Genomic DNA, 19,254 nt, shown 5'->3' on the forward strand with positions numbered 1-19,254 from the left:
CCCCCTATCTTCGCATCTGCAGCATAACGTCGACTTGCCATTGCGGCAAAGCGACTAATTGGCTCGGGGCGATCGGCGCGAAAGAATGCGCCACCTTTGACACGGTAAGGAGTGGCAAGCATGCGTTATATGGCGACCTATGATTTGATGGAAACGGTGCGCAACACCAACCAATGGCTTGGCGCGACCGCCAAGACGATGGCATCTTATCCTGCGTTTTCTTTGTTTCCGAACCCGGCGTTGGAATGGGCCGCTGCATGGGGCGAGGTGACTGAGCGCACATTTGAACGCATGGTCGTGAAACCTGATTGGGGCATTCGCACCTTTACCTGTGAAGACGGCAAAGACCATCTTGTGAACGTTGAAACCGTGGTCGAAAAGCCATTTGGCGATTTGATCCACTTTGATGTGTCGGGCCGCAAAGAGCAGCCGCGTAAAATCTTGCTGGTTGCGCCAATGTCCGGGCACTATGCAACACTGCTGCGTTCAACAGTTAAGTCATTGATTGTAAATTGCGAAGTCTACATTACCGATTGGCACAACGCCCGTGACATTCCTGTGTCCGCTGGCAAATTTGATGTCGAGGACTACACGCTCTACCTCATGGAATTCATGAAGGAAATGGGGCCGGATACGCATGTAATCGCGATCTGCCAGCCTGCTCCTTTGACGCTGGCCGCAACCGCCTATCTAGCCGAGATGAACCCGGATGCGCAGCCACGTACACTGACATTGATCGGTGGCCCCATTGACCCAAGCGCGGCTCCAACCGAAGTGACGGACTTTGGTCACAGCGTCACAATGGGCCAACTTGAAGAAACAATGATCCAGCGCGTCGGGTTCAAATTCAAAGGCGTTGGCCGGATGGTTTATCCGGGCCTTTTGCAGCTTGCCTCTTTCATGTCGATGAACGGCGAACGACATTCGCAGGCATTTAAAGATCAAATCATGCGCGTGAGTCGCGGTGAAGCTTCGGATCACGATGCGCACAATAGATTCTATGATGAATATCTGGCCGTGATGGATATGCCCGCCGAGTTCTACCTGTCGACGGTTGAGCGGATCTTCAAAAACGGTGAGATTGCGGCCAACGAGTTTGTGGTCGATGGGCACAAAGTTGATATGGGCGCGATCACCAATGTTGCGGTGAAAACTGTCGAAGGGTCCAAGGATGACATTTCCGCGCCGGGCCAATGCGTTGCTGCGCTTGATCTGTGCACCAGCCTGCCAGACGACATGAAGGCGTCACATCTTGAAGATGGTGCAGGTCACTATGGGATTTTCGCGGGCAAAAGCTGGCGCAATAATATCCGGCCTTTGGTGCTGGATTTCATTGATGCCAATGCCGGGCCCAAAAAGCCAGTTGTTGCGAAAAAAGCCAAGCTAAAGTCCGTGGGCACCGACGCGGCCTAGTTGACCGGTAGAAATATTGTTAAAAGGGGCGCGCCAATGGCGCGCTCTTTTCGTTTCGTCCTTTCGCCTCCGGCGACGTCCTCAGGCTGGCGTCCAGCCTAAGGCAAGCGCCCGCTATAGGCCGTCGAATTCGCACAGAACATGGATATCCATTCCCATGGCTTCAAGCTTTTTGCGCCCGCCCAGTTCTGGAAGATCAACGATAAAGGCGCAGCCGATAATTTCTCCGCCGAGGCGTTCGATCAATTTGATACCGGCCTCTGCGGTGCCACCGGTGGCTAGCAAATCGTCAACAATAAGGACTTTTTCACCGGGTTGAATGGCGTCATCGTGGATTTCGACAACGGCTTCTCCATATTCCAGAGTGTATTCTTCGGCGATCACTGCACCAGGCAGTTTGCCCTTTTTGCGAATCGGAACAAAGCCGGCCGAGAGCTGGTGTGCGACTGCACCGCCAAGGATAAAGCCACGTGCTTCGAGCCCGATCACTTTGTCAAACTGAACGCCTGCATAGGGGTGCAACAATTGATCGATGGCCATGCGAAACCCGCGTGGGTCGGCAAACAGCGTTGTGACATCGCGAAACAAAATACCTTCGTGCGGGAAATCCACAATGGTGCGGATGTAGTCTTGGACCTGTGGTTTGCCTGCGGGCATTGCAGCCTCCTGCGCAGTGAAATAAGCCGTGCTGTAATGTCTGAGCGTGGGGGCGAGCGCAAGGGGTCAGCGGGTCGCGCCCCCAAAGTCCGTGATTAGGTCCGGCGCAATGTTGCGGTGAAAATGCCCATTGCGATCAAGACTGCACCGCCGCCGCGGGTCAGCGACGTGATAACAGAGGGCCGTGCGATCCAGGACCGCAATCGATCAGCGGCAAGTGCGTAGGCCAAGGCGTTCAGAGTAGCGAGGCCGACGAACGTACTGATGAGAATGGAAAACTGGGGCAAAAGGGGCGCTGCGCTGTCGACGAACTGCGGCACAAAGGCGATGAAGAACGCTATGCTTTTTGGGTTCAAGGCAGTGACGGCGGCATTATGGGCAAAGATACCTTTGGCCGAGATTTCGGTTTCCGGCAGTGTTAACCCATCGGCGGGGGCCGAACGGATCAGTTTGATACCGAGGTAGACGAGGTATGCCGCGCCAACCCATTTCAGCACCACAAACAACGTGGCCGAGGTTGCCACCAATGCACCAAGCCCAGCCAGCGACAGGCTCATGGCGATGAAATCGCCCGTGGCCACACCTGCGGCCGAGGCAACGGCAACCGAGCGGCCTTTGGATAGGGCGTAGCTAAGCACCAGCAAAATGGTGGGGCCGGGGATTAACAGCAAGACACAGGTGGCGGCAACAAAGGCAAGCCATAGATCGAAACTCATGGGTTACTCCGGTGGGTAGTGGCGCTGCAGGGCCATAATATCTTGCGGGCCAAGGGTTTTTGAGGCGTTGCTGTCTTGGGAAAAGATCGACACCCCTTCGTAGGCGGGGTTTCGAATGTCTGTCAATAGGCCAAGTGATTGGGTCAACTCTTCGAGCATCGCGCTTTCGTAGCTGCGGATATTCAGCCGGTTTCCAAATACGATGGTGCTGCGGAAGATGATTCCGTTGGTGGCCCAGACACTGACACGGGCCCCATTGACAGTTTGGCCATCGACGCCGTCAATGCCGGTCCCTGATATCGGGGCCGTTCCGTCAGTGTCGATGAAATAGATCCGAATATCGGCATCGATCTCGCTTGGCACTTGTTCAAGACGCAGGTTGATGTCCGCTCGGTTCAGATGCTGAATTGCCCGGATCAGCGCCGCACGCGCCCGATTTCGTTTACCGCCAAAAAAGGCGCGATCCACCGGTTGCAGGCTGACTTGCAGTGTCGATCCGGCAGACCAGCGTAGGGTGTTCTTGGAGCAAGCCCCGCCGGGCACCGCAGCGCAAGATACCAATCTATAGAAGGCATCGTCGCTGAGCAGCCCGCTGGTTTCGACAAAATCTTCTGCCGCCACCAGACGCGGAAGAGTTAGGAAAAGAAAAAACCAGCGGAGCATGCGAGGCGGGTTACCCTCGAGGGCCCAAAACACGGCCCGCAACGGCGTCCAGCTTTGCAACCAGCGCCGGATCGCGTTTTTCAGGCGCAGTCATCACCGCATATTCAAGCGCCCGATCACAGCCATGCGGGCAGGACGCACGGGTGACACCAAGGCGGGCAGGCAGGCCGCGCACCATCCCGCGCCCTTTTTCGGAATTGCCCATAAGCGTTTTGATGATATCGCTGACGTCGACTTCTCCGTGATCCGGGTGCCAGCTGTCATAGTCGGTGACCATGGCGATAGACGCATAGCAAAGCTCTGCCTCGCGGGCCAATTTCGCCTCGGGCATATTGGTCATCCCGATGACGTCTGCCCCCCACTGTTCGCGGTACAGTCTGGATTCCGCCAAAGTAGAGAATTGCGGCCCTTCCATCGCCAGATAGGTGCCGCCTTTGTGGATCGTAACACCTGCCTCAACTGCGGCGTCGTAGCATGCATCGGACAGGCGCGGGCAGGTGGGGTGAGCAACACTGACATGGGCCACACAACCTGCTCCAAAAAACGATTTCTCCCGGGCAAAGGTGCGATCAATAAACTGATCTACAACAACAAAATGGCCCGGTGCGAATTCTTCTCGAAAAGAACCACAAGCCGAGACTGAGATGACATCCGTAACCCCAAGCCGTTTGAGCGCATCGATATTGGCGCGATAGGGCACTGTGGTAGGGCTATGAACATGGCCGCGACCGTGGCGGGGCAAAAAGGCCATTTTAACACCGTGCAATGAGCCGGTCAGAATTTGATCCGAGGGCACCCCCCAAGGGCTGGCGACATCGACCCAAGATGCATCTTCCAACCCGTCAATGTCGTAAATTCCCGAACCGCCGATCACGCCGATCATTGTCTGTGTCATATTTATGCGCCTGTTGGTGAAATCATTGAAAGCCATTTTGCACATAGCGGCAGAAAAAGAAAAGCCGTGGCCCCTGACAGCTGTGTGAACAATTTCCGGCAGATCGCCGTACAACAAGTTTCTGCACGGGATAAAGTGAGCCAAGTGGCGTTGATCGCTGAACAAAACCGGCTCAAATTCGTTTGGCCGAAATTGCCAGTTCGGTTTCGACCGGTTTTGGGGTAAGATCGAAGATGGACGCCGGTGCCCCGAGCGGCGATGGCCGTTTCAGGCCTGGCCGCAACAAAAGGCAGCTTTTCGTTACGAAATCGCAACCGATCGGGCATAAGACTGGCCTTTCGGGCAGCAGTGGAGTAACCGGCCCTGCGCGACCCACGAACAGGATACCCTATGAAACGAGCCATTCTGGCTGCTTTTGCCAACCGCCTCGCCATGCCCGATCTAAGTTTGATGCCAAAAGAGGGACTTACTGTGGCCCGCCTGCGGATCGAACTGCTTGCCGGCTTGACCGTTGCCTTGGCATTGGTCCCCGAAGCCGTCGCCTTTGCCTTTGTGGCAGGGGTCCACCCGCTGGTTGGGCTTTATGCTGCCTTTATGGTTGGCCTTGTAACGGCGCTGTTTGGCGGCCGTCCGGGGATGATTTCCGGTGCCACGGGCGCATTGGCCGTTGTCATGGTGGCGCTGGTGGCTCAGCACGGGGTAGAATATCTGTTCGCCACCGTGGTTCTGATGGGGATCTTGCAGGTTTTTGCAGGTATCATGCAGTGGGGTAAATTTATTCGCCTTGTGCCGCACCCGGTTATGTTGGGCTTTGTAAATGGCCTCGCGATTGTGATTTTCCTTGCGCAAATGGGCCAGTTCAAGGTGCCCGGATCCGTGGTGAAAACGGCAGAAGGGATGAGCGCAGGAACATGGCTGACCGGAATGCCGCTCTTCTTGATGTTGGGATTGACCGTTCTGACAATGGCAATCATCTGGGTGATGCCGCGTATTTCACGCTCCGTGCCCGCGCCTTTGGCTGGTATTGGCATCGTGGCAGCGTTGGTTATTGGCTTTGGCCTTGATGTGCCGCGTGTGGGCGATATGGCTTCTATCCAAGGCGGGCTGCCGCCGTTTCATATTCCGGAGGTTCCACTTGATTGGGAAACCTTGCAGATCATCTTGCCTTATGCTGTCATTTTGGCAGCAATTGGCCTGATTGAATCGCTTCTGACGCTGAACCTTGTCGGTGATATGACCGGTGAGCGCGGCGGTGCCAGCCAAGAATGCATCGCACAGGGCGGCGCTAACATTCTGACCGGTTTCTTCGGCGGTATGGGCGGTTGTGCCATGATCGGCCAATCAATGATCAACGTAAAATCCGGTGCGCGGACCCGAATTTCCGGTATCGCAGCCGCATTGTTCTTGCTGATCTTTATTCTGTTTGCGTCCGGGTTGATCGAATTGATCCCGCTCGCTGCTCTCGTCGGTGTGATGTTCATGGTTGTGATTGGCACCTTCGCGTGGAATTCCCTGACCATTTTGCGCAAAGTGCCGCTGACAGATGCCTTTGTCATCTTGCTGGTGACTGTTGTAACTGTAATGGAAGACTTGGCCGTAGCGGTTGTGGTCGGTGTTATCGTCTCGGCTTTGGCTTACGCTTGGAACAACGCGCGCCGTATTCATGCGACCAACCAGATGACGGAGGATGGTGCCAAGGTTTATGCCATCGAAGGGCCGCTGTTCTTTGGATCTTCTGATGGTTTCACAGAGTTGTTTGACGTTGGCGGTGACCCTGAAAAAGTCATCGTTGATTTCAAGCTAAGCCGCGTTGTCGATCAATCGGCATTGCAAGCAATCGAAGCCGTGGCCGGCAAATACGAGATGGCAGGCAAGTCCATCCAGCTGCGCCATCTGAGCCGCGATTGTCATAAACTGCTGAACAAAGCGGGTCACTTGATGGTCGATAGTGACGATGACCCCGATTACCAGATTGCTGCGGATTACGAGGTGCGCACCGGCATCTTGGGCGGACACTGATATCAAAGAGGGGGCCTAGCGCCCCCTCTTTTCGTTTGAACTTTTGATGTGCCTAACGCCTATTGCGGCGCGAATACTTTGAGGTCATCTACACTGCCGCCGTTTAGGGCAGCCTGTGCCAAAGCAATGCGATCCAGCGGCCAATTCCACCATTCCAGCGCATTCAGGTCCGATATCTCGTCGTCTGTATAGCGCATTCGGACCACGCGGGCAGGGTTGCCCGAAACCACTGCGTAGTCCGGCACAGTGCCACGCACAACGGATCCTGCCCCCACAATGACCCCGTTTCCGACGTGTGCTCCGGGTAGGATCAATGCCCCATAGCCAATCCAAACATCATTGCCGATGGTCATATCGCGGGTATCCGGCTGGTACCCCACTCTGGTTTCCGGTGCGAAAACCGCAAAAGGAAAGGTGCTGGGCCCTTTGGTTTCATGGTTGGCAGAACTGGTTATGAACCGCACCCCATGGGCGATCTGGCAGAATTTGCCGATTGTCAGCAATTCTTGGCTAAAGGGGAAAAGATAGGGGGCCAGATGCATGGCCCACTCTGCTGGCGGATCAAAATCGGACGCATAGCTAAAATCGCCAACCCGCATACGCGGATGGCTAACGACTTGATTGAGAAAGACAGTGCCTTTGTGGCCGGTGCCATCAGGCAGGGTAATTGGATAGGCGCGGGTGGCGTCTGGTAGGGACATGATGTCTCCTTTGAAATCTGTGACTGTTCAGCGGTTCAAAGGTTCTGGTCCATCACGCCCTCCATTGTTTAAACCGAGCATAATCGATGTTGTCCGGTGCCGTCCAGTTCCTCTATTCGCCCGGACGCTTTAGGCTGAACACTTCGCGGACGGTGGCGAAATCGCGATACCCCAGGCGAGACACAGGGTTAAAGCTGAGGACGTCAAAGATACCGTCCCGCAGGCAATCGTCGCGCATATGCACACCGGTGACTTCGCCGAATACCGCAAAATTTGCCTCGCCTGGAAGTTGGAGGATTTGCGTCAACTTGCATTCCAGTGACGCAGGAGCATCGGCGACGCGGGGGGCGCTGATGGTTGTGCATTCGGCCTTGGATATACCTGCGGCGTCAAATTCATCGACATCGCGTGGTAGCGCGGCTGAGCTGTCATTCATTTGCTGTTGCAGGGCCTCCGAGACAACATTGACGCAAAACACACCGGTTTCACGGATATTGGCGAGACTGTCCTTGGCAGTCGTAGATGAAAACATCACCTGCGGCGGAACATATGCCACGGCGTTAAAAAAGGAATAGGGGGCAATATTGTCGCCTTCGGACCCACGGGTCGAGATCCAGCCGATCGGGCGCGGTGTGACGATTGCATTGAACGGGTTGTGCGGCAGGCCGTGGCCTTCTTCGGGGCGATAGAACAATTTTCGAGCTTCCTATTTGCGCGGGAATTTATGTCGTGTTACGCGGCTTTGCACCCAAATGCACGAGAGACTGATTTGTTCACGCTATACCCGGAGCGACCTGAAGATTGGTGGGAGGTCGAAGCCCTCTATGACACCTGTTTTGCGCCTGGCCGGACTGCATTGTCGTCCTATCGGCTGCGCGAGGACGTGCTGCCTGTGTCGGGCCTGTGCGTCGTTGCACGCGACGAAGCCGGAATATTGGGCGCTGCGATTCGTTATTGGCCGGTGCTGGTTGGCGGGGCCGAGGTTCTCTTGTTGGGGCCGATCGCTGTTCACCCGACAGCGCAGGGCGAGGGTTTGGGGTCGTCTTTGATTATCGACACTCTTGAACGCGCATCAGAAGCGGGACACGATAGGGTGCTTTTGGTCGGTGATGCGCCATATTATAGGCGCTTTGGTTTCAATCCGTTGCAAGGCGTGATTATGCCGCCGCCCACAAACCCCGAACGTGTTCTAGGGGCGTCACTGACACCGCAAGCTTGGGCTGGGATCAAGGGGACGGTCGAACGAAAGGCTTGAATTTGCGCAAAACGTTCACACATCTGTGACATCGCAAGAGGAGCTTTTCATGAGTGAGACAACTTTGCCGACCCATTCATTGCCGGCTGAAATCACTGTGCTGGCCAATCGCCATCGGGCTGCCAATTCCACAGGAATGCAGGTGTTGCATCTGCTTGGAACACAGGCTGACAGTCTGCTCACCCGGCTGCCTGAAGCGGTAAAAACCGGCTTGGAGGATGCGACCAGCGGAGCGCTACAGGTGGCATTCCACACGGCCAAGTATTCACGCAGCAAGGTTCCTGACCAGCGCGGCTGGTTAAACACGGCTTTTGCTACGGCGATGGGCGCTGTTGGCGGGGCGGGTGGCTTGGTGTCATCACTGGGCGAATTGCCCGTGACAGTGACTGTTTTGATGCGAGCGATCCAAGGTATCGCCGTTGAGCACGGGTTCGACCCCGAAGATCCTGAAATTGCGCGTGAATGTTTGACTGTCTTTGCCTCAGCCGGGCCGCTTGAAGCGGATGATAGCGCTGATGTTGCGTTTTTGTCGGCGCGTTTGGCATTGACTGGGTCGACAGCGCAGCGCCTGATTGCAGCAATTGTACCGCGAATGTCGGTTGTGATGGGGCAAAAACTGGCGGCCCAAGCGGTGCCAGTGATCGGTGCGGCTGCCGGCGCGGCAGTAAACTTTGCCTTCACCAGTTACTACCAGCAAATGGCGCATGTGCATTTTGGATTGCTGGCTTTGTCGCGCGAAACCGGACTGCCAATGGTCACCTTGGTCGGGCAGTTGCGCGATGAGCTGAATAAATAGAAAAACATCCAAGAGGCTTAATCAAATTTTAGGGGAAATACCTTAGGTCTGGTTGGGCAAAAGGGAAATAAACTCCCTTCACCGAATGGGTCTGAACCTTGAAATAGAACCGGCGCGCAAATGACGAAACAGGCGATACCGGACGTCAGGGAGAAAGCAGATCCACACCACGCGTAGAAAAGCGCGATAGGTGCCGCTGGCCAGAATGGTAGGGGCACGCTATGACGTCGAAGACTTTACACCCGGTTATTGGAAGCAATCCACGACCGGGTGTTTTCCATTTTAACCGCAGCCCAAATCGCCGGGCGGTCGTTGGAATTATCCGTTTTGGCGCAAATACTCCATCACAGCTGCGCGAACGGATTCGTCGCCTCTTGCACCGGATTCATCGATCACCTTTCGGATCTCTGCTAGACTATAGCGCATCAGCAAGCTTTTGACCGGACCGATAGAAGCTGGCCGCATCGACAAATTACGCAGCCCCACCGCAGCCAAACACAAGGCTTCGATAGGTCTACCAGCGTCTTCGCCGCAAAAACTAAGGTGCGTATTTGTGCCTTCGCAACGGCCAACAATACCTTCAAGAAAGCTCAGGAACGAGACGCTTAGCGTATCATAACGTCTACGAACCCGTTCATTTTCACGGTCGGCAGCAAAGAAAAATTGCTTAAGATCGTTGCCGCCAATCGATAAAAATTCGACTTCATCAAAGAATTGTTGCGGGGCATAGGCCAGAGATGGTGTCTCCAACATGGCCCCGATCTCAAGACGCTCCGGCACGGCGTGGCCAAGGCGTTTTTCACGCGCCAGAACCGTGTCGACTTCATTTCGGGCCAGTTTGTATTCGCTAAACTGCGCGATAAACGGGAACATAATGGTCAGATTCCGGCCTTCGGCAGCCCGAATAAGGGCCTGTAGTTGCATGCGCATGACTCCGGGTCTGTCCAGGGCCACGCGAATAGCCCGCCAGCCCAGGGCCGGGTTAGGTTCGTCATGCGGCTTCATATAGGGCAGCACTTTGTCGGACCCGATATCAAGCGTTCTAAACACCACCCGCTTGCCTTGGGCCGCATCCAGAACGCGTTTGTAGAGCGCGGCGAGTTCGGTCCGGCGCGGCATTTGGTTGCGAATCAAGAACTGCAATTCGGTCCGAAACAGACCCACACCATTGGCCCCCGAACTTTCCAATGATGGCAGATCTGCCATCAATCCTGCGTTCATTTGCAAACTGATGTAATGCCCGTCTTTTGTGACGCAGTCTGTATCGCGGATCGAGGCATAGCGTTCTTGCGCCTTGGCCTGCATGGCCATTTTGTCCTGGAAGGCCGAAATGACCTGTTCATCGGGACGCAGGTGCACAATGCCCTGATCGCCATCCACAAGGATCTGATCGCCGTTCAAAGCTTCGTTGGTGACCCTGTCTGCGTTGATGATCAGGGGAATGGCCAGTGCCCGCGCCACAATCGCGGCATGTGATCCAACGGAGCCCTCTTCAAGCACGACCCCTTTGAGACCGCGCCCATATTCCAAAAGTTCTGCCGGCCCAATGTTGCGGGCAATCAGCACAGGATCCGGCGGCATTTCAGAACCGGTTTCGCGGCCCTGTCCGGTCAAGATCCGCAGCAGACGGTTCGAAAGATCATCCAGATCGTGAAGCCGTTCGCGCAAGTAGCCGTCGGAGATCTGGCTCATCCGCGCCCGTGCTTGGGATTGTTCTTTTTCCACAGCGGCTTCGGCGGACAAGCCCCGCGATATGTCTTCGGTCATCCGCCGCATCCAACCCTTGGAGTTGGCGAACATGCGATAGGCCTCTAGCACCTGCATTTGCTCGGCGTCGGCTGATGCGCCTGCCAGCATTTCGTCAACGGATACGCGGAGGGTATCCACAGCTTCTTGCAAGCGGGCGCTTTCGGTTTCAGGATCGTCTGATACCAAATTTGTGACCACGACGCGTGGTTCATGTAGCCAGACACGGCCCATGGCAGTGCCTTCTTGTCCGGTGCCGCCGCGCAGCAAGACCGCTTGGGTGTGGCGCGCGCTCAGCGCAGCGCCTTCTCCTACAAAGGCCCCCAGTTCGGTCATTTCGGCCAGAACCATTGCCACAACTTCTAGTGCATAGACATCGTCGGCGGTGAACTGGCGCTTTTCTTTCGACTGCACAACCAGAACGCCAAGCTTTTCTCCTAGGCGTTGGATTGGGACGCCAAGAAAGCTGGAATAGATTTCTTCGCCGGTTTCGGGCATAAACCGGAAGCCCCGCTCAGACGGCGCATCTGCGGTGTTCACGACATCGCCGGACCGCGCCACGCGGCCTACCAGACCTTCGCCCATCCTCATGCGGGTCTCGTGCACCGCCTCTTGGTTCAAGCCTTGGGTCGCGCACAGTTCTAGGGTTTCACTATCCCGAAACAGGTAAATCGAGCACACCTCGGTGCGCATAGAATCCGCTGTCAGGTGGGTAATCTTGTTCAGCCGTTCTTGACCCTCGGCCTCTTCGGCCATGGTGTCGCGCAGCCGCCCCAGCAACTTGCGGCTTTCACTTTCAAGATTATCGGCCATGTAGATGCGGCTCCTCACACTCTTCGAACACCAGCTATAGGCGAGTTGAATAGGGAAGGGAAAGCACAATGCCCCGCTGCAACGCAGCAAAAACATAAGGTTTTTCAGGTTGCTGGCACTTTGGGCAGCAAAAATTCGCTTGGCATCAAAAATGAGAACGCCGCGCTCATTTCTGTGCGCGGCGTGTCCCTAATAGATTAGGTTGGTCAGGCTTTTTCCAACTCGAACGCATCATGCAGCGACTGAACAGCCAGTTCCATGTACTTGCGTTCAATCAAAACAGAGACTTTGATTTCCGAGGTCGTGATGACCTTGATGTTGATTCCCTCATTGGACAGAACCTTGAACATTTTGGAGGCCACCCCGGCGTGGCTGCGCATACCAATGCCGACGATTGAAATCTTGGCGACGCTTTGGTCGATATCGACGCCTGAAAAGTTCAGCTCGCCCGAGGCTTTGATGCCCTCAATAGCCTTTTCCGCCCGTGCGACCTGATCGGTGGGGCACGAAAACGTCATGTCGGTGCGGCCATCTTCAGAAATGTTCTGAATGATCATATCGACATTGATGCCAGCCTCGGCCAGAGGTCCAAAGATGGCTGCGGCGATTCCGGGGCGATCTGCGACCGAGACCAGCGTCATTTTGGCTTCGTCCCGCGAATAGGCCACACCGGCCACGACATTGCTTTCCATGATGTCCTCCTCGTCGCAAACGAGCGTTCCGGCTTCGTCCGACTGTTCCTCAAAACTGCTCAAAACCCGCAGCTTGACCTTGTAGCGCATCGCCAGTTCAACCGACCGGGTTTGCAGCACTTTTGCGCCCAGCGACGCCAGTTCCAGCATTTCTTCGAACGCAATCTTATCGAGTTTGCGCGCCTTTTCACAGATGCGGGGGTCAGTGGTGTAAACACCGTCCACATCCGTGTAGATATCACAGCGCTCGGCCTCAAAGGCTGCGGCAAAGGCGACGGCGGTTGTGTCGCTGCCGCCCCGGCCCAGTGTGGTGATCCGGCCTTCGCTGCTGATGCCCTGAAAACCTGCGACGACGGCGACTTTCATGCCTTCCTCGAACTTTTGCAGGATATTCGCAGGTGGGATTTCTTCGATCCGGGCACTGGCATGGGCGTTGGTGGTCTTTACCGGCACTTGCCAACCTTGCCAGCTGCGCGCGGGGACGTCCATTTCCTGCAAGGTCAAGGCCATCAGGCCTGCCGTCACGTTTTCGCCCGAGCTGACAATCGCGTCATATTCGCGGGCGTCGAACAGCTCCGAAGTCTCGTTGACATAGCCAACCAGCTTGTTGGTTTCACCGGACATGGCCGAAACGATGACGATCACGTCATAGCCTTTGGCGACCTCAACACCGACGCGTTTTGCAACGCGGCGGATGCGGTCCAGTGTGGCAACTGAGGTGCCACCGAATTTCATTACGAGAATGGGCATGATGCGCCTTTCCTGTCAGATCGCGCGGCGGTGTACGCGCTGCTGCGCTCATGTGCAAGTGCGCAAAGCGCGCTATCGACCGGTTAGGCGGTCGTTTCAGGCTCTCAGGGCTTAAAACTTGTCCCGGCACATGAAAATCCGGACCTTCGGCTTTAGAACGGATGGTCGCGCCCGTCCCATGTCTCAAAGCAGCCTGATGTTTGCAGGCTCAGTGCGGCAAAACGTTTGGCCAGACCGTTTGCAGCTTCTAGTTCTGTGATCTCGGCGGTGGTGCCGCCCATATCCGTTTGCACCCAGCCGGGGTGATAGACACCGACTGCAATGCCCAACCTGCGCAAATCAGAGGCCAAGTTGCGACCCAGATTCAACGCTGCTGCTTTAGAGGCGCGGTAGATGTATGAGCCGCCGGGTGCAAGGGTGTCAGATCCCATCTGGCTGCCAATGATTGCAATCTTGGGCGCATTGGACATTTGCAAGTTTGGCAAAAGAGCCTGAACGGTCAAAAACACCCCAGTGACATTGACCGAGAAACTATCGGCCCACATCTGTGCGCCATAGCCATCAGCCAGATTTTGCCCCTTGTCCAGAAACACACCCGCATTACACACAAGCGTATCAATCTGCTGACCTTCAAGCTGAATGGCCAAGGCAGAGTGTGCAGCGGGGTCTGTGACATCCAAGGGTAGGTATTCAGGGTGGTTCCGGGCGGTGCCAAGAACGTGGTGCCCCTGATCCGTTAGGGTCTTGTCCAGCGCCGCGCCAATGCCGCGATTGGCCCCCGTTATCAAAAATGTCGACATCAGTTGCTTTTCCGTGTTGGTAAAAACGGCAAAGGCATGACGGAAATGCCTTCGTCAACAAGAGCCTTTGCATCCTCCAATTTGGCCTCACCCCAAATCGACCGTGTGGGGCTGTCGCCGTCATGCATGGCACGTGCCTCAGTGGCGAAATCTTTGCCAACGTAGTCCGAATTCGCCTCAACATGTTGTTTGAGATTGGCAATCGCCTGTTCGGCTTCGCTGTTTGGGGCGCTCAGGGATGGGGTCTTGTCCGGGATTGGTTCAGGCTTGGGGGCGACCACTTTGGCAACTTTGTTAACCCGCGGAGCCATCATTGCCTTTGCAACCTTCGCAGAGCCGCAGACGGCGCAGGTTACGTGACCCGCAGATTGCAGTTTGTCAAAGGCGCTGGCCGATTGGAACCAGCTGTCAAACTGGTGCCCGTCGGCGCATTTCAGGCTGTATTGAATCATGCACTGCGTTCTGTTTTCGGGCCAACTGTTTGGCGCGTTTCGGTTGTCTCAAAGATAAGCATATCACACTTGGGTTCAAGCGGTGCTAAACCTTTGCCAAGTGCTGCAGGATCAAAGTGCACAGTGCTTTTGCATCTGTATCGCAGCGCAATGCTTGTTGCGCTGCCTGTCCTGCGGCGGTCTGCAGTTCTTCGGTTTGTAAACCCGCAAGCGCGGCACACAGCGCATCTGCGGTCTCAATCTGGACGGCAGCTTGTGCCGCGGCCAAGCGCTGTGCAGAAACGCCAAAGTTGTGCATGTCGGGACCATGAATAAGCGCGGCCCCGAAGGCTGCGGGCTCATATGGGGTGTGGCCGCCACGGTCGGTGAGCGATCCGGCAATAAATACGCGACCGGCCAACTGATACCAAAACGCCATCTCGCCCATCGTGTCGGCAAGGTAAACTTGGGCTGTTGCGGCTTGGTCCTGACTGCGCTGGCTGTAGCTAAGGCCGTATTGTTCAATATGCGCGGCGATTTCCTTAGCGCGTCGCGGGTGGCGCGGCGCGAGGATCAATCGCAATTCGGGATCTTGCTCCAGTGCCTGCTTGTGTGCCTCAAGAACGATTGCCTCTTCGCCTTCATGGGTCGATGCCGCCAACCATGTTTTGCGCCGGTCAAAGGCTTGGGACAATTCAGGCGGCAGCGGGGCGGTCGGTTTTTGGTACAGTGATTTGAGGTCCGCGACCGGACCGACAGCGGACTGCGGCAAGCCCAGGTTTTGCAATCTCTGAAGCGACTCCTCGTCTTGTGCCGAAACAAAACTGACTTTGGCTAAGACACGGCGGGGCAGATCCCCAAGTTTCCCCCAACTGCGGGCCGTCGAAGCGCTCATTCTCGCACCAAGCATCACCGTAGGGCCGGCGCAGGTCAAAATGCGGTGTGGCCAGATTTCGGACTCCAAGGAAATATGCGCTTGGATGTTCCAGCGCCGCATCATGGATTTCGTCACCCAAGCCAGATCAACGGGTGCCAGACGTGCGCTCACTCTTGGCAGTTCCCAACCGTGCACCATGTCGCGCGCAGTTTGAGTATTGCAGGTCACCAGCCAGTTCAGGTCTGGCCGTTCGTGAACAAGGGAAACAAGAATCGGGCGCGCGGAGTTGAGCTCTCCATTGGACGCTCCATGAAACCAAACATGCGGGCCTGGGCTGGCAGGGCCGCGCCCAAGTCGGGCTGCGACATGGCCTTTGGTCAGGACTGCCGCAGCAAAGATGCTGAGAAGAATGCGATACAGCAGCATGAAGGCCCCAATTCGTTGCAAGTGTTCCGCCGATGTGACCGCGCCTTGCCGAAATGGCAAGAGCGCTGTGGCTCTGCTGAGGTGCAGACGGCCGCACATTTTCACATCAGCGGCCCACAGAAGAACGGCTGTGAATAACTCTGTGAGTATCCTGATTGGTGATTGTTTTTGAATGCGTTATTGGGATCAGCTGCGTAGGATCGAACTGCATTTTCGAGCTAAAAAATGTGATGCCTGCTCGGAAATAACCATCTTATTGCGACTATATGATCGAAAAATTCGCAATATTAGGCATCAGAATTTCCCTTTTCCGATATATCCCGGATAAACTATGCACAGGAAAGGGCGACGCTAGGGTTTTCATCCATCGATGGTCCTGCTTTGTTGTGTTTTCAGGCCGTTTTTGATTTTTTATCATTTATTAATAGATGTTTGTATCGTTAACTTCATGTTGTTTAACTGTTCGTGGAATTCTGCATCTGTTCAAACAGCATATTCGGCACCAAAAACTGAAAAAATCGTCAATGCCTAGTATTTGGCTATCGAATTCCGGCCCCGTCATCACAGCGCAGAGGGCCGAGAAGCTGACGATATAAGGGTTCAATTTTGCGCGTGTTGCAGCACATCAAAACTTTCTCTTGAATAAAGTACCCAAAAACTCTTAGGATCATTTTGTGAAATACAATTTCGCATAGTGAAACTGGGAGGATTTCATGAAACGATGGCAAACCGCGGCTGTGGCCGCAATTGCAGCGCTTTGCGCAGGCGCGACCAGCGCTGAAACAGTCTTGATCCATGGCGAAGCCGGACCGAACAGGGGCGCTCGTGCAAAGGCGATCCAATGGTTTGCGGATGAGGTCGCGGACCGGTCTGGCGGCGATATGCGCATTGATGTGCAATGGGGCGGCGCGCTGTTCAAAGCCAATGCGGCTTTGCAGTCTATCCATGATGGTGTCGGCGACATGGGGACGATCATTTCGGTTTACTATCCGCAAGAATTTGCCAGTTATGGCATCGCGGATCTGCCGCTTGATAATCCGGATGCCTGGGTTGGCATGCGTGCAACCGATGAATTGTTTCGGACCAATGCAGCGGTCAAGCAGGTTCTGGACCAAAAGAACCTTGTCTACATTGGCACCTTCACAACCAGCCAGGTCAATATCGGTTGCAAGGGGACTGCGATCCGGACCGCCGATGACATTGACGGTCTAAAAGTGCGCGGTGTCGGGGCATATGGAAAGGTCTTTGGTGAGATGGGGGCGAACATGGTTCGCATGTCGATTTATGACGCCTATCAGGGCTTGGACAGCGGATTGATCGATTGTTCGCAAGGGTATTCCTATGCGGTCTCTGCACTCAAGCAGGCCGAGGTGATGGACAGCTATACTTTGCTCAATTGGGGGCAGGTTGGCGGTGTCGGCACCTTCATGAACAAAGATGCCTTTGATGCGCTGAGCGCAGAGCAACAAGACCTGCTGTTGGCAGCCGGATCAGACATGGTGGACTACTTTGGCCAGATTCTAACGGGGGCCAATGCCAAGGCAATCGAAGACATGAAGGCCGGAGGTCTTGAGGTCATTGAATTGCCCGACGCCGAGCGTGCCAAGCTTTTGGAAAAGGGCGCGGGTCATGTGGACGCATGGGTCGAGACGGCTGGTAAGGCCGGTCTTGATGGTGCGGCTTTGTTGGATGAATATCGCGGTTTGCTGGCGAAATATGCCGCAGAACGTGATGCAAAAGGCTACCCTTGGGCGCGCTAAACAAAGGTTGGCTAAATGCTGAAACGCTTTGAAAATATGTTGCTGGGGCTTGCGGCCCTGGCAGTGTTGGCGATGGGGGCAATGATCACGTTGAACGTGGTCTTGCGCCTCTTCGGCACATCTTTGCCCGACAGTGTTGTACTGGTCCGCGAGCTGATGGTGGCTGGCATTTTGCTGCCATTGGCGGCGGTCACGGCAGCGCGGGCACATGTCTGTGTCGAAGTCCTGACCAATCGGCTGCCTGACCGCGTGACGCAGTTCCTGATTTTGATCGGTTGGTTCATAGGGTTGATTGCCTTTGCGCCGATGGTCTTTGCCGGTTGGCGCGAACTGAGCGCGACTTGGAGCAGTGGCAGCTTTTTCTTTGGCGATTTGTCTTTGCCGAAATGGCCGGGACGTTTGATTTTCTTTGTGGCGATGGTGGCCTTTTGGCTGCGGCTGTTGCTGGTTTTCAAGACAGATGCGCAGGCCTTCCTGCGCGGTGAAAAGGCGGAATAAATGGACGGAGCAACCATTGGCCTGATCGCCTTTGCGGCGGTGTTGGGAATGTTGGCGATACGGGTGCCGATTGCCTTTGCCTTGGCCAGCGCATCAACCTTGGGGACGTTTTTCATTTTTGCCACCCGCACGGGGGCCTTTGCGCCCGAACGTGCGGTGCGGCCCACGACATCCCTGGTATTCTCAAATGCCTTTGATCTGGTTCACAACTATAACTTGTCGATGATCCCGCTTTTTGTTGCCTTGGGCCATATTGCCTACCGAGCGGGGATCACGACAAATATCTATGAGGCGGCCAAGGTCTGGCTGACCAATCTGCGCGGCGGTGTTGCTATGGCCTCGATCGTCGGGTGTGGCGGTTTTTCTGCCATCACCGGCAGCTCGATCGCCTGCGCATCAACTATGGGCCGGATCTGCACGCCAGAGATGCTGCGCATGGGCTATGACAACCGCTTGGCGACGGCCTCGGTGGCTGCGGGCGGCACGCTTGGGTCCCTGATTCCGCCGTCGGTATTGTTCATAATCTACGGTATTTTCACCGAGACATCGGTGTCAAAATTGTTCCTCGCCGGCGTTCTTCCGGGTTTGCTGACACTTGCGGGCTTTGTGCTGGTGGTGGCTGTCTGGGTGCGCCACGATCCCAAAATCGCACCTGATTCCGGCCTGACTTACAGCCGCGCCGAACGGCTTCAGGCGGCAGTCAAAGCATGGCCGGCTTTCTTGTTGTTTGCAGTCATCGTCGGGGGTATTTACGGCGGCATCTTTACCGCGACAGAAGCCGCAGCCGTTTCAGTCAGCTTCGCAATCCTCATCGGTTTTCTGCAAAGGCAATTGACGCTGCAGTCACTTTGGGAATCGCTCAAGGAAACCTGCATTCAAACAGCGGGCATTTTCATTATCGCCGCCAGCGCCAAGATTTTTGTCGCCTTTATCGCCCTGACCGGCGTTGCCCCGAAACTGGTTGGCATGGTGACCGAAGCAGAACTGTCAGTGGTTGCGCTGATGGCCGCGATTGCGGTTATCTACTTGCTGCTGGGTATGTTCCTTGATCCCATCGGCATCATGGTGCTGACCCTGCCACTGATTGTTCCACTGGTCGAAGGCTACGGACTTGATCTGATCTGGTTCGGTGTAGTGATCATCAAGCTGTTGGAAATCGGGCTTATTACGCCGCCGGTGGGGCTGAATGTGTTTGTCATCGCCGGGGTGGTCGGAAAAGAGGCCCCGCTGGACCGGATATTTGCCGGGGTTGCGCGGTTTTTGTCAGTGGATTTGATTGTGCTTTTGCTCATCATGTCATTTCCGATAATTTCGCTGCTTTTACCGACCAGCATGTAAGGGGCGCA

General features: G+C 55.4%; 18 protein-coding genes. 7 read left to right on the forward strand and 11 right to left on the reverse strand.

What is annotated here, in order from left to right:
* Nucleotides 1-120 precede the first annotated feature (120 nt).
* A complete protein-coding gene (phaZ, locus tag C8N36_RS21115) occupies nucleotides 121-1,413 on the forward strand; it encodes a polyhydroxyalkanoate depolymerase (RefSeq protein WP_097806685.1) in 1,293 nt (430 codons plus the stop codon).
* A gap of 114 nt (nucleotides 1,414-1,527) precedes the next feature.
* Here phaZ and C8N36_RS21120 read toward each other — a convergent pair whose 3' ends face one another.
* From C8N36_RS21120 to C8N36_RS21135, 4 genes are all read right to left on the reverse strand, one after another.
* Nucleotides 1,528-2,070 carry an adenine phosphoribosyltransferase gene (locus tag C8N36_RS21120; RefSeq protein ID WP_097806686.1) on the reverse strand — a complete coding sequence of 181 codons (543 nt, stop codon included), beginning with the start codon at nucleotides 2,068-2,070 and terminating at the stop codon, nucleotides 1,528-1,530.
* Nucleotides 2,071-2,165: 95 nt separating this feature from the next.
* The gene (locus tag C8N36_RS21125; RefSeq protein WP_097806687.1) at nucleotides 2,166-2,786 is read right to left on the reverse strand and encodes a LysE family translocator; all 621 of its coding nucleotides are present in this window, start codon (nucleotides 2,784-2,786) and stop codon (nucleotides 2,166-2,168) included.
* 3 nt (nucleotides 2,787-2,789) lie between these two features.
* Entirely contained in the window at nucleotides 2,790-3,449 is a 660-nt protein-coding gene (locus C8N36_RS21130; protein WP_097806688.1) for a DUF2927 domain-containing protein, read from the reverse strand.
* A gap of 10 nt (nucleotides 3,450-3,459) precedes the next feature.
* On the reverse strand, nucleotides 3,460-4,344 hold the full coding sequence (locus C8N36_RS21135; RefSeq protein WP_097806689.1) for an S-methyl-5'-thioadenosine phosphorylase: 885 nt from the start codon (nucleotides 4,342-4,344) through the stop codon (nucleotides 3,460-3,462).
* A 390-nt stretch (nucleotides 4,345-4,734) separates the two neighbouring features.
* Here C8N36_RS21135 and C8N36_RS21140 point away from each other — a divergent pair, with 390 nt between their 5' ends.
* Nucleotides 4,735-6,363, forward strand: coding sequence for a SulP family inorganic anion transporter (locus C8N36_RS21140; RefSeq protein ID WP_097806691.1), 1,629 nt, complete (start codon nucleotides 4,735-4,737; stop codon nucleotides 6,361-6,363).
* 59 nt (nucleotides 6,364-6,422) lie between these two features.
* Here C8N36_RS21140 and C8N36_RS21145 read toward each other — a convergent pair whose 3' ends face one another.
* Together C8N36_RS21145 and C8N36_RS21150 are read right to left on the reverse strand one after the other, a co-directional pair.
* Nucleotides 6,423-7,064 (reverse strand): CatB-related O-acetyltransferase, encoded by a 642-nt coding sequence (locus tag C8N36_RS21145; protein WP_097806692.1) that lies wholly within the window; start codon nucleotides 7,062-7,064, stop codon nucleotides 6,423-6,425.
* Between the two features lie 112 nt (nucleotides 7,065-7,176).
* A complete protein-coding gene (locus C8N36_RS21150) occupies nucleotides 7,177-7,758 on the reverse strand; it encodes a flavin reductase family protein (protein WP_097806693.1) in 582 nt (193 codons plus the stop codon).
* Nucleotides 7,759-7,788: 30 nt separating this feature from the next.
* Here C8N36_RS21150 and C8N36_RS21155 point away from each other — a divergent pair, with 30 nt between their 5' ends.
* The gene (locus C8N36_RS21155) at nucleotides 7,789-8,319 is read left to right on the forward strand and encodes a GNAT family N-acetyltransferase (RefSeq protein WP_097806694.1); all 531 of its coding nucleotides are present in this window, start codon (nucleotides 7,789-7,791) and stop codon (nucleotides 8,317-8,319) included.
* 49 nt (nucleotides 8,320-8,368) lie between these two features.
* Nucleotides 8,369-9,115 carry an EcsC family protein gene (locus C8N36_RS21160; protein ID WP_097806695.1) on the forward strand — a complete coding sequence of 249 codons (747 nt, stop codon included), beginning with the start codon at nucleotides 8,369-8,371 and terminating at the stop codon, nucleotides 9,113-9,115.
* Nucleotides 9,116-9,433: 318 nt separating this feature from the next.
* On the opposite strand, the gene ptsP is transcribed toward C8N36_RS21160, so the two are convergent.
* The 5 genes from ptsP to C8N36_RS21185 form a co-directional block, all read right to left on the reverse strand.
* The gene (gene ptsP / locus C8N36_RS21165) at nucleotides 9,434-11,674 is read right to left on the reverse strand and encodes a phosphoenolpyruvate--protein phosphotransferase (RefSeq protein WP_097806696.1); all 2,241 of its coding nucleotides are present in this window, start codon (nucleotides 11,672-11,674) and stop codon (nucleotides 9,434-9,436) included.
* Between the two features lie 206 nt (nucleotides 11,675-11,880).
* Nucleotides 11,881-13,116, reverse strand: coding sequence for an aspartate kinase (locus C8N36_RS21170; RefSeq protein ID WP_097806697.1), 1,236 nt, complete (start codon nucleotides 13,114-13,116; stop codon nucleotides 11,881-11,883).
* Nucleotides 13,117-13,268: 152 nt separating this feature from the next.
* Nucleotides 13,269-13,916 carry an SDR family NAD(P)-dependent oxidoreductase gene (locus C8N36_RS21175; protein WP_097806698.1) on the reverse strand — a complete coding sequence of 216 codons (648 nt, stop codon included), beginning with the start codon at nucleotides 13,914-13,916 and terminating at the stop codon, nucleotides 13,269-13,271.
* Complete coding sequence (locus tag C8N36_RS21180; protein WP_097806699.1) at nucleotides 13,916-14,368, reverse strand: DUF1178 family protein; 453 nt, start codon at nucleotides 14,366-14,368, stop codon at nucleotides 13,916-13,918. Before C8N36_RS21180 ends, C8N36_RS21175 begins: the two co-directional genes overlap by 1 nt.
* An 85-nt stretch (nucleotides 14,369-14,453) precedes the next feature.
* On the reverse strand, nucleotides 14,454-15,650 hold the full coding sequence (locus C8N36_RS21185) for a 3-deoxy-D-manno-octulosonic acid transferase (RefSeq protein WP_097806724.1): 1,197 nt from the start codon (nucleotides 15,648-15,650) through the stop codon (nucleotides 14,454-14,456).
* A 713-nt stretch (nucleotides 15,651-16,363) separates the two neighbouring features.
* Between C8N36_RS21185 and C8N36_RS21190 the strand changes: the two genes are divergently transcribed.
* The 3 genes from C8N36_RS21190 to C8N36_RS21200 are packed head-to-tail and all read left to right on the forward strand — an operon-like array spanning nucleotide 16,364 to nucleotide 19,246.
* On the forward strand, nucleotides 16,364-17,410 hold the full coding sequence (locus C8N36_RS21190; protein ID WP_097806700.1) for a C4-dicarboxylate TRAP transporter substrate-binding protein: 1,047 nt from the start codon (nucleotides 16,364-16,366) through the stop codon (nucleotides 17,408-17,410).
* Between the two features lie 15 nt (nucleotides 17,411-17,425).
* Nucleotides 17,426-17,908, forward strand: a complete 483-nt coding sequence (locus tag C8N36_RS21195; protein ID WP_097806701.1) for a TRAP transporter small permease — start codon at nucleotides 17,426-17,428, stop codon at nucleotides 17,906-17,908.
* On the forward strand, nucleotides 17,909-19,246 hold the full coding sequence (locus tag C8N36_RS21200; RefSeq protein WP_097806702.1) for a TRAP transporter large permease: 1,338 nt from the start codon (nucleotides 17,909-17,911) through the stop codon (nucleotides 19,244-19,246).
* The last annotated feature ends 8 nt before the right edge of the window (nucleotides 19,247-19,254 follow it).

The organism is Pelagimonas varians (genome assembly GCF_003208435.1).
Taxonomy (GTDB): domain Bacteria; phylum Pseudomonadota; class Alphaproteobacteria; order Rhodobacterales; family Rhodobacteraceae; genus Pelagimonas; species Pelagimonas varians.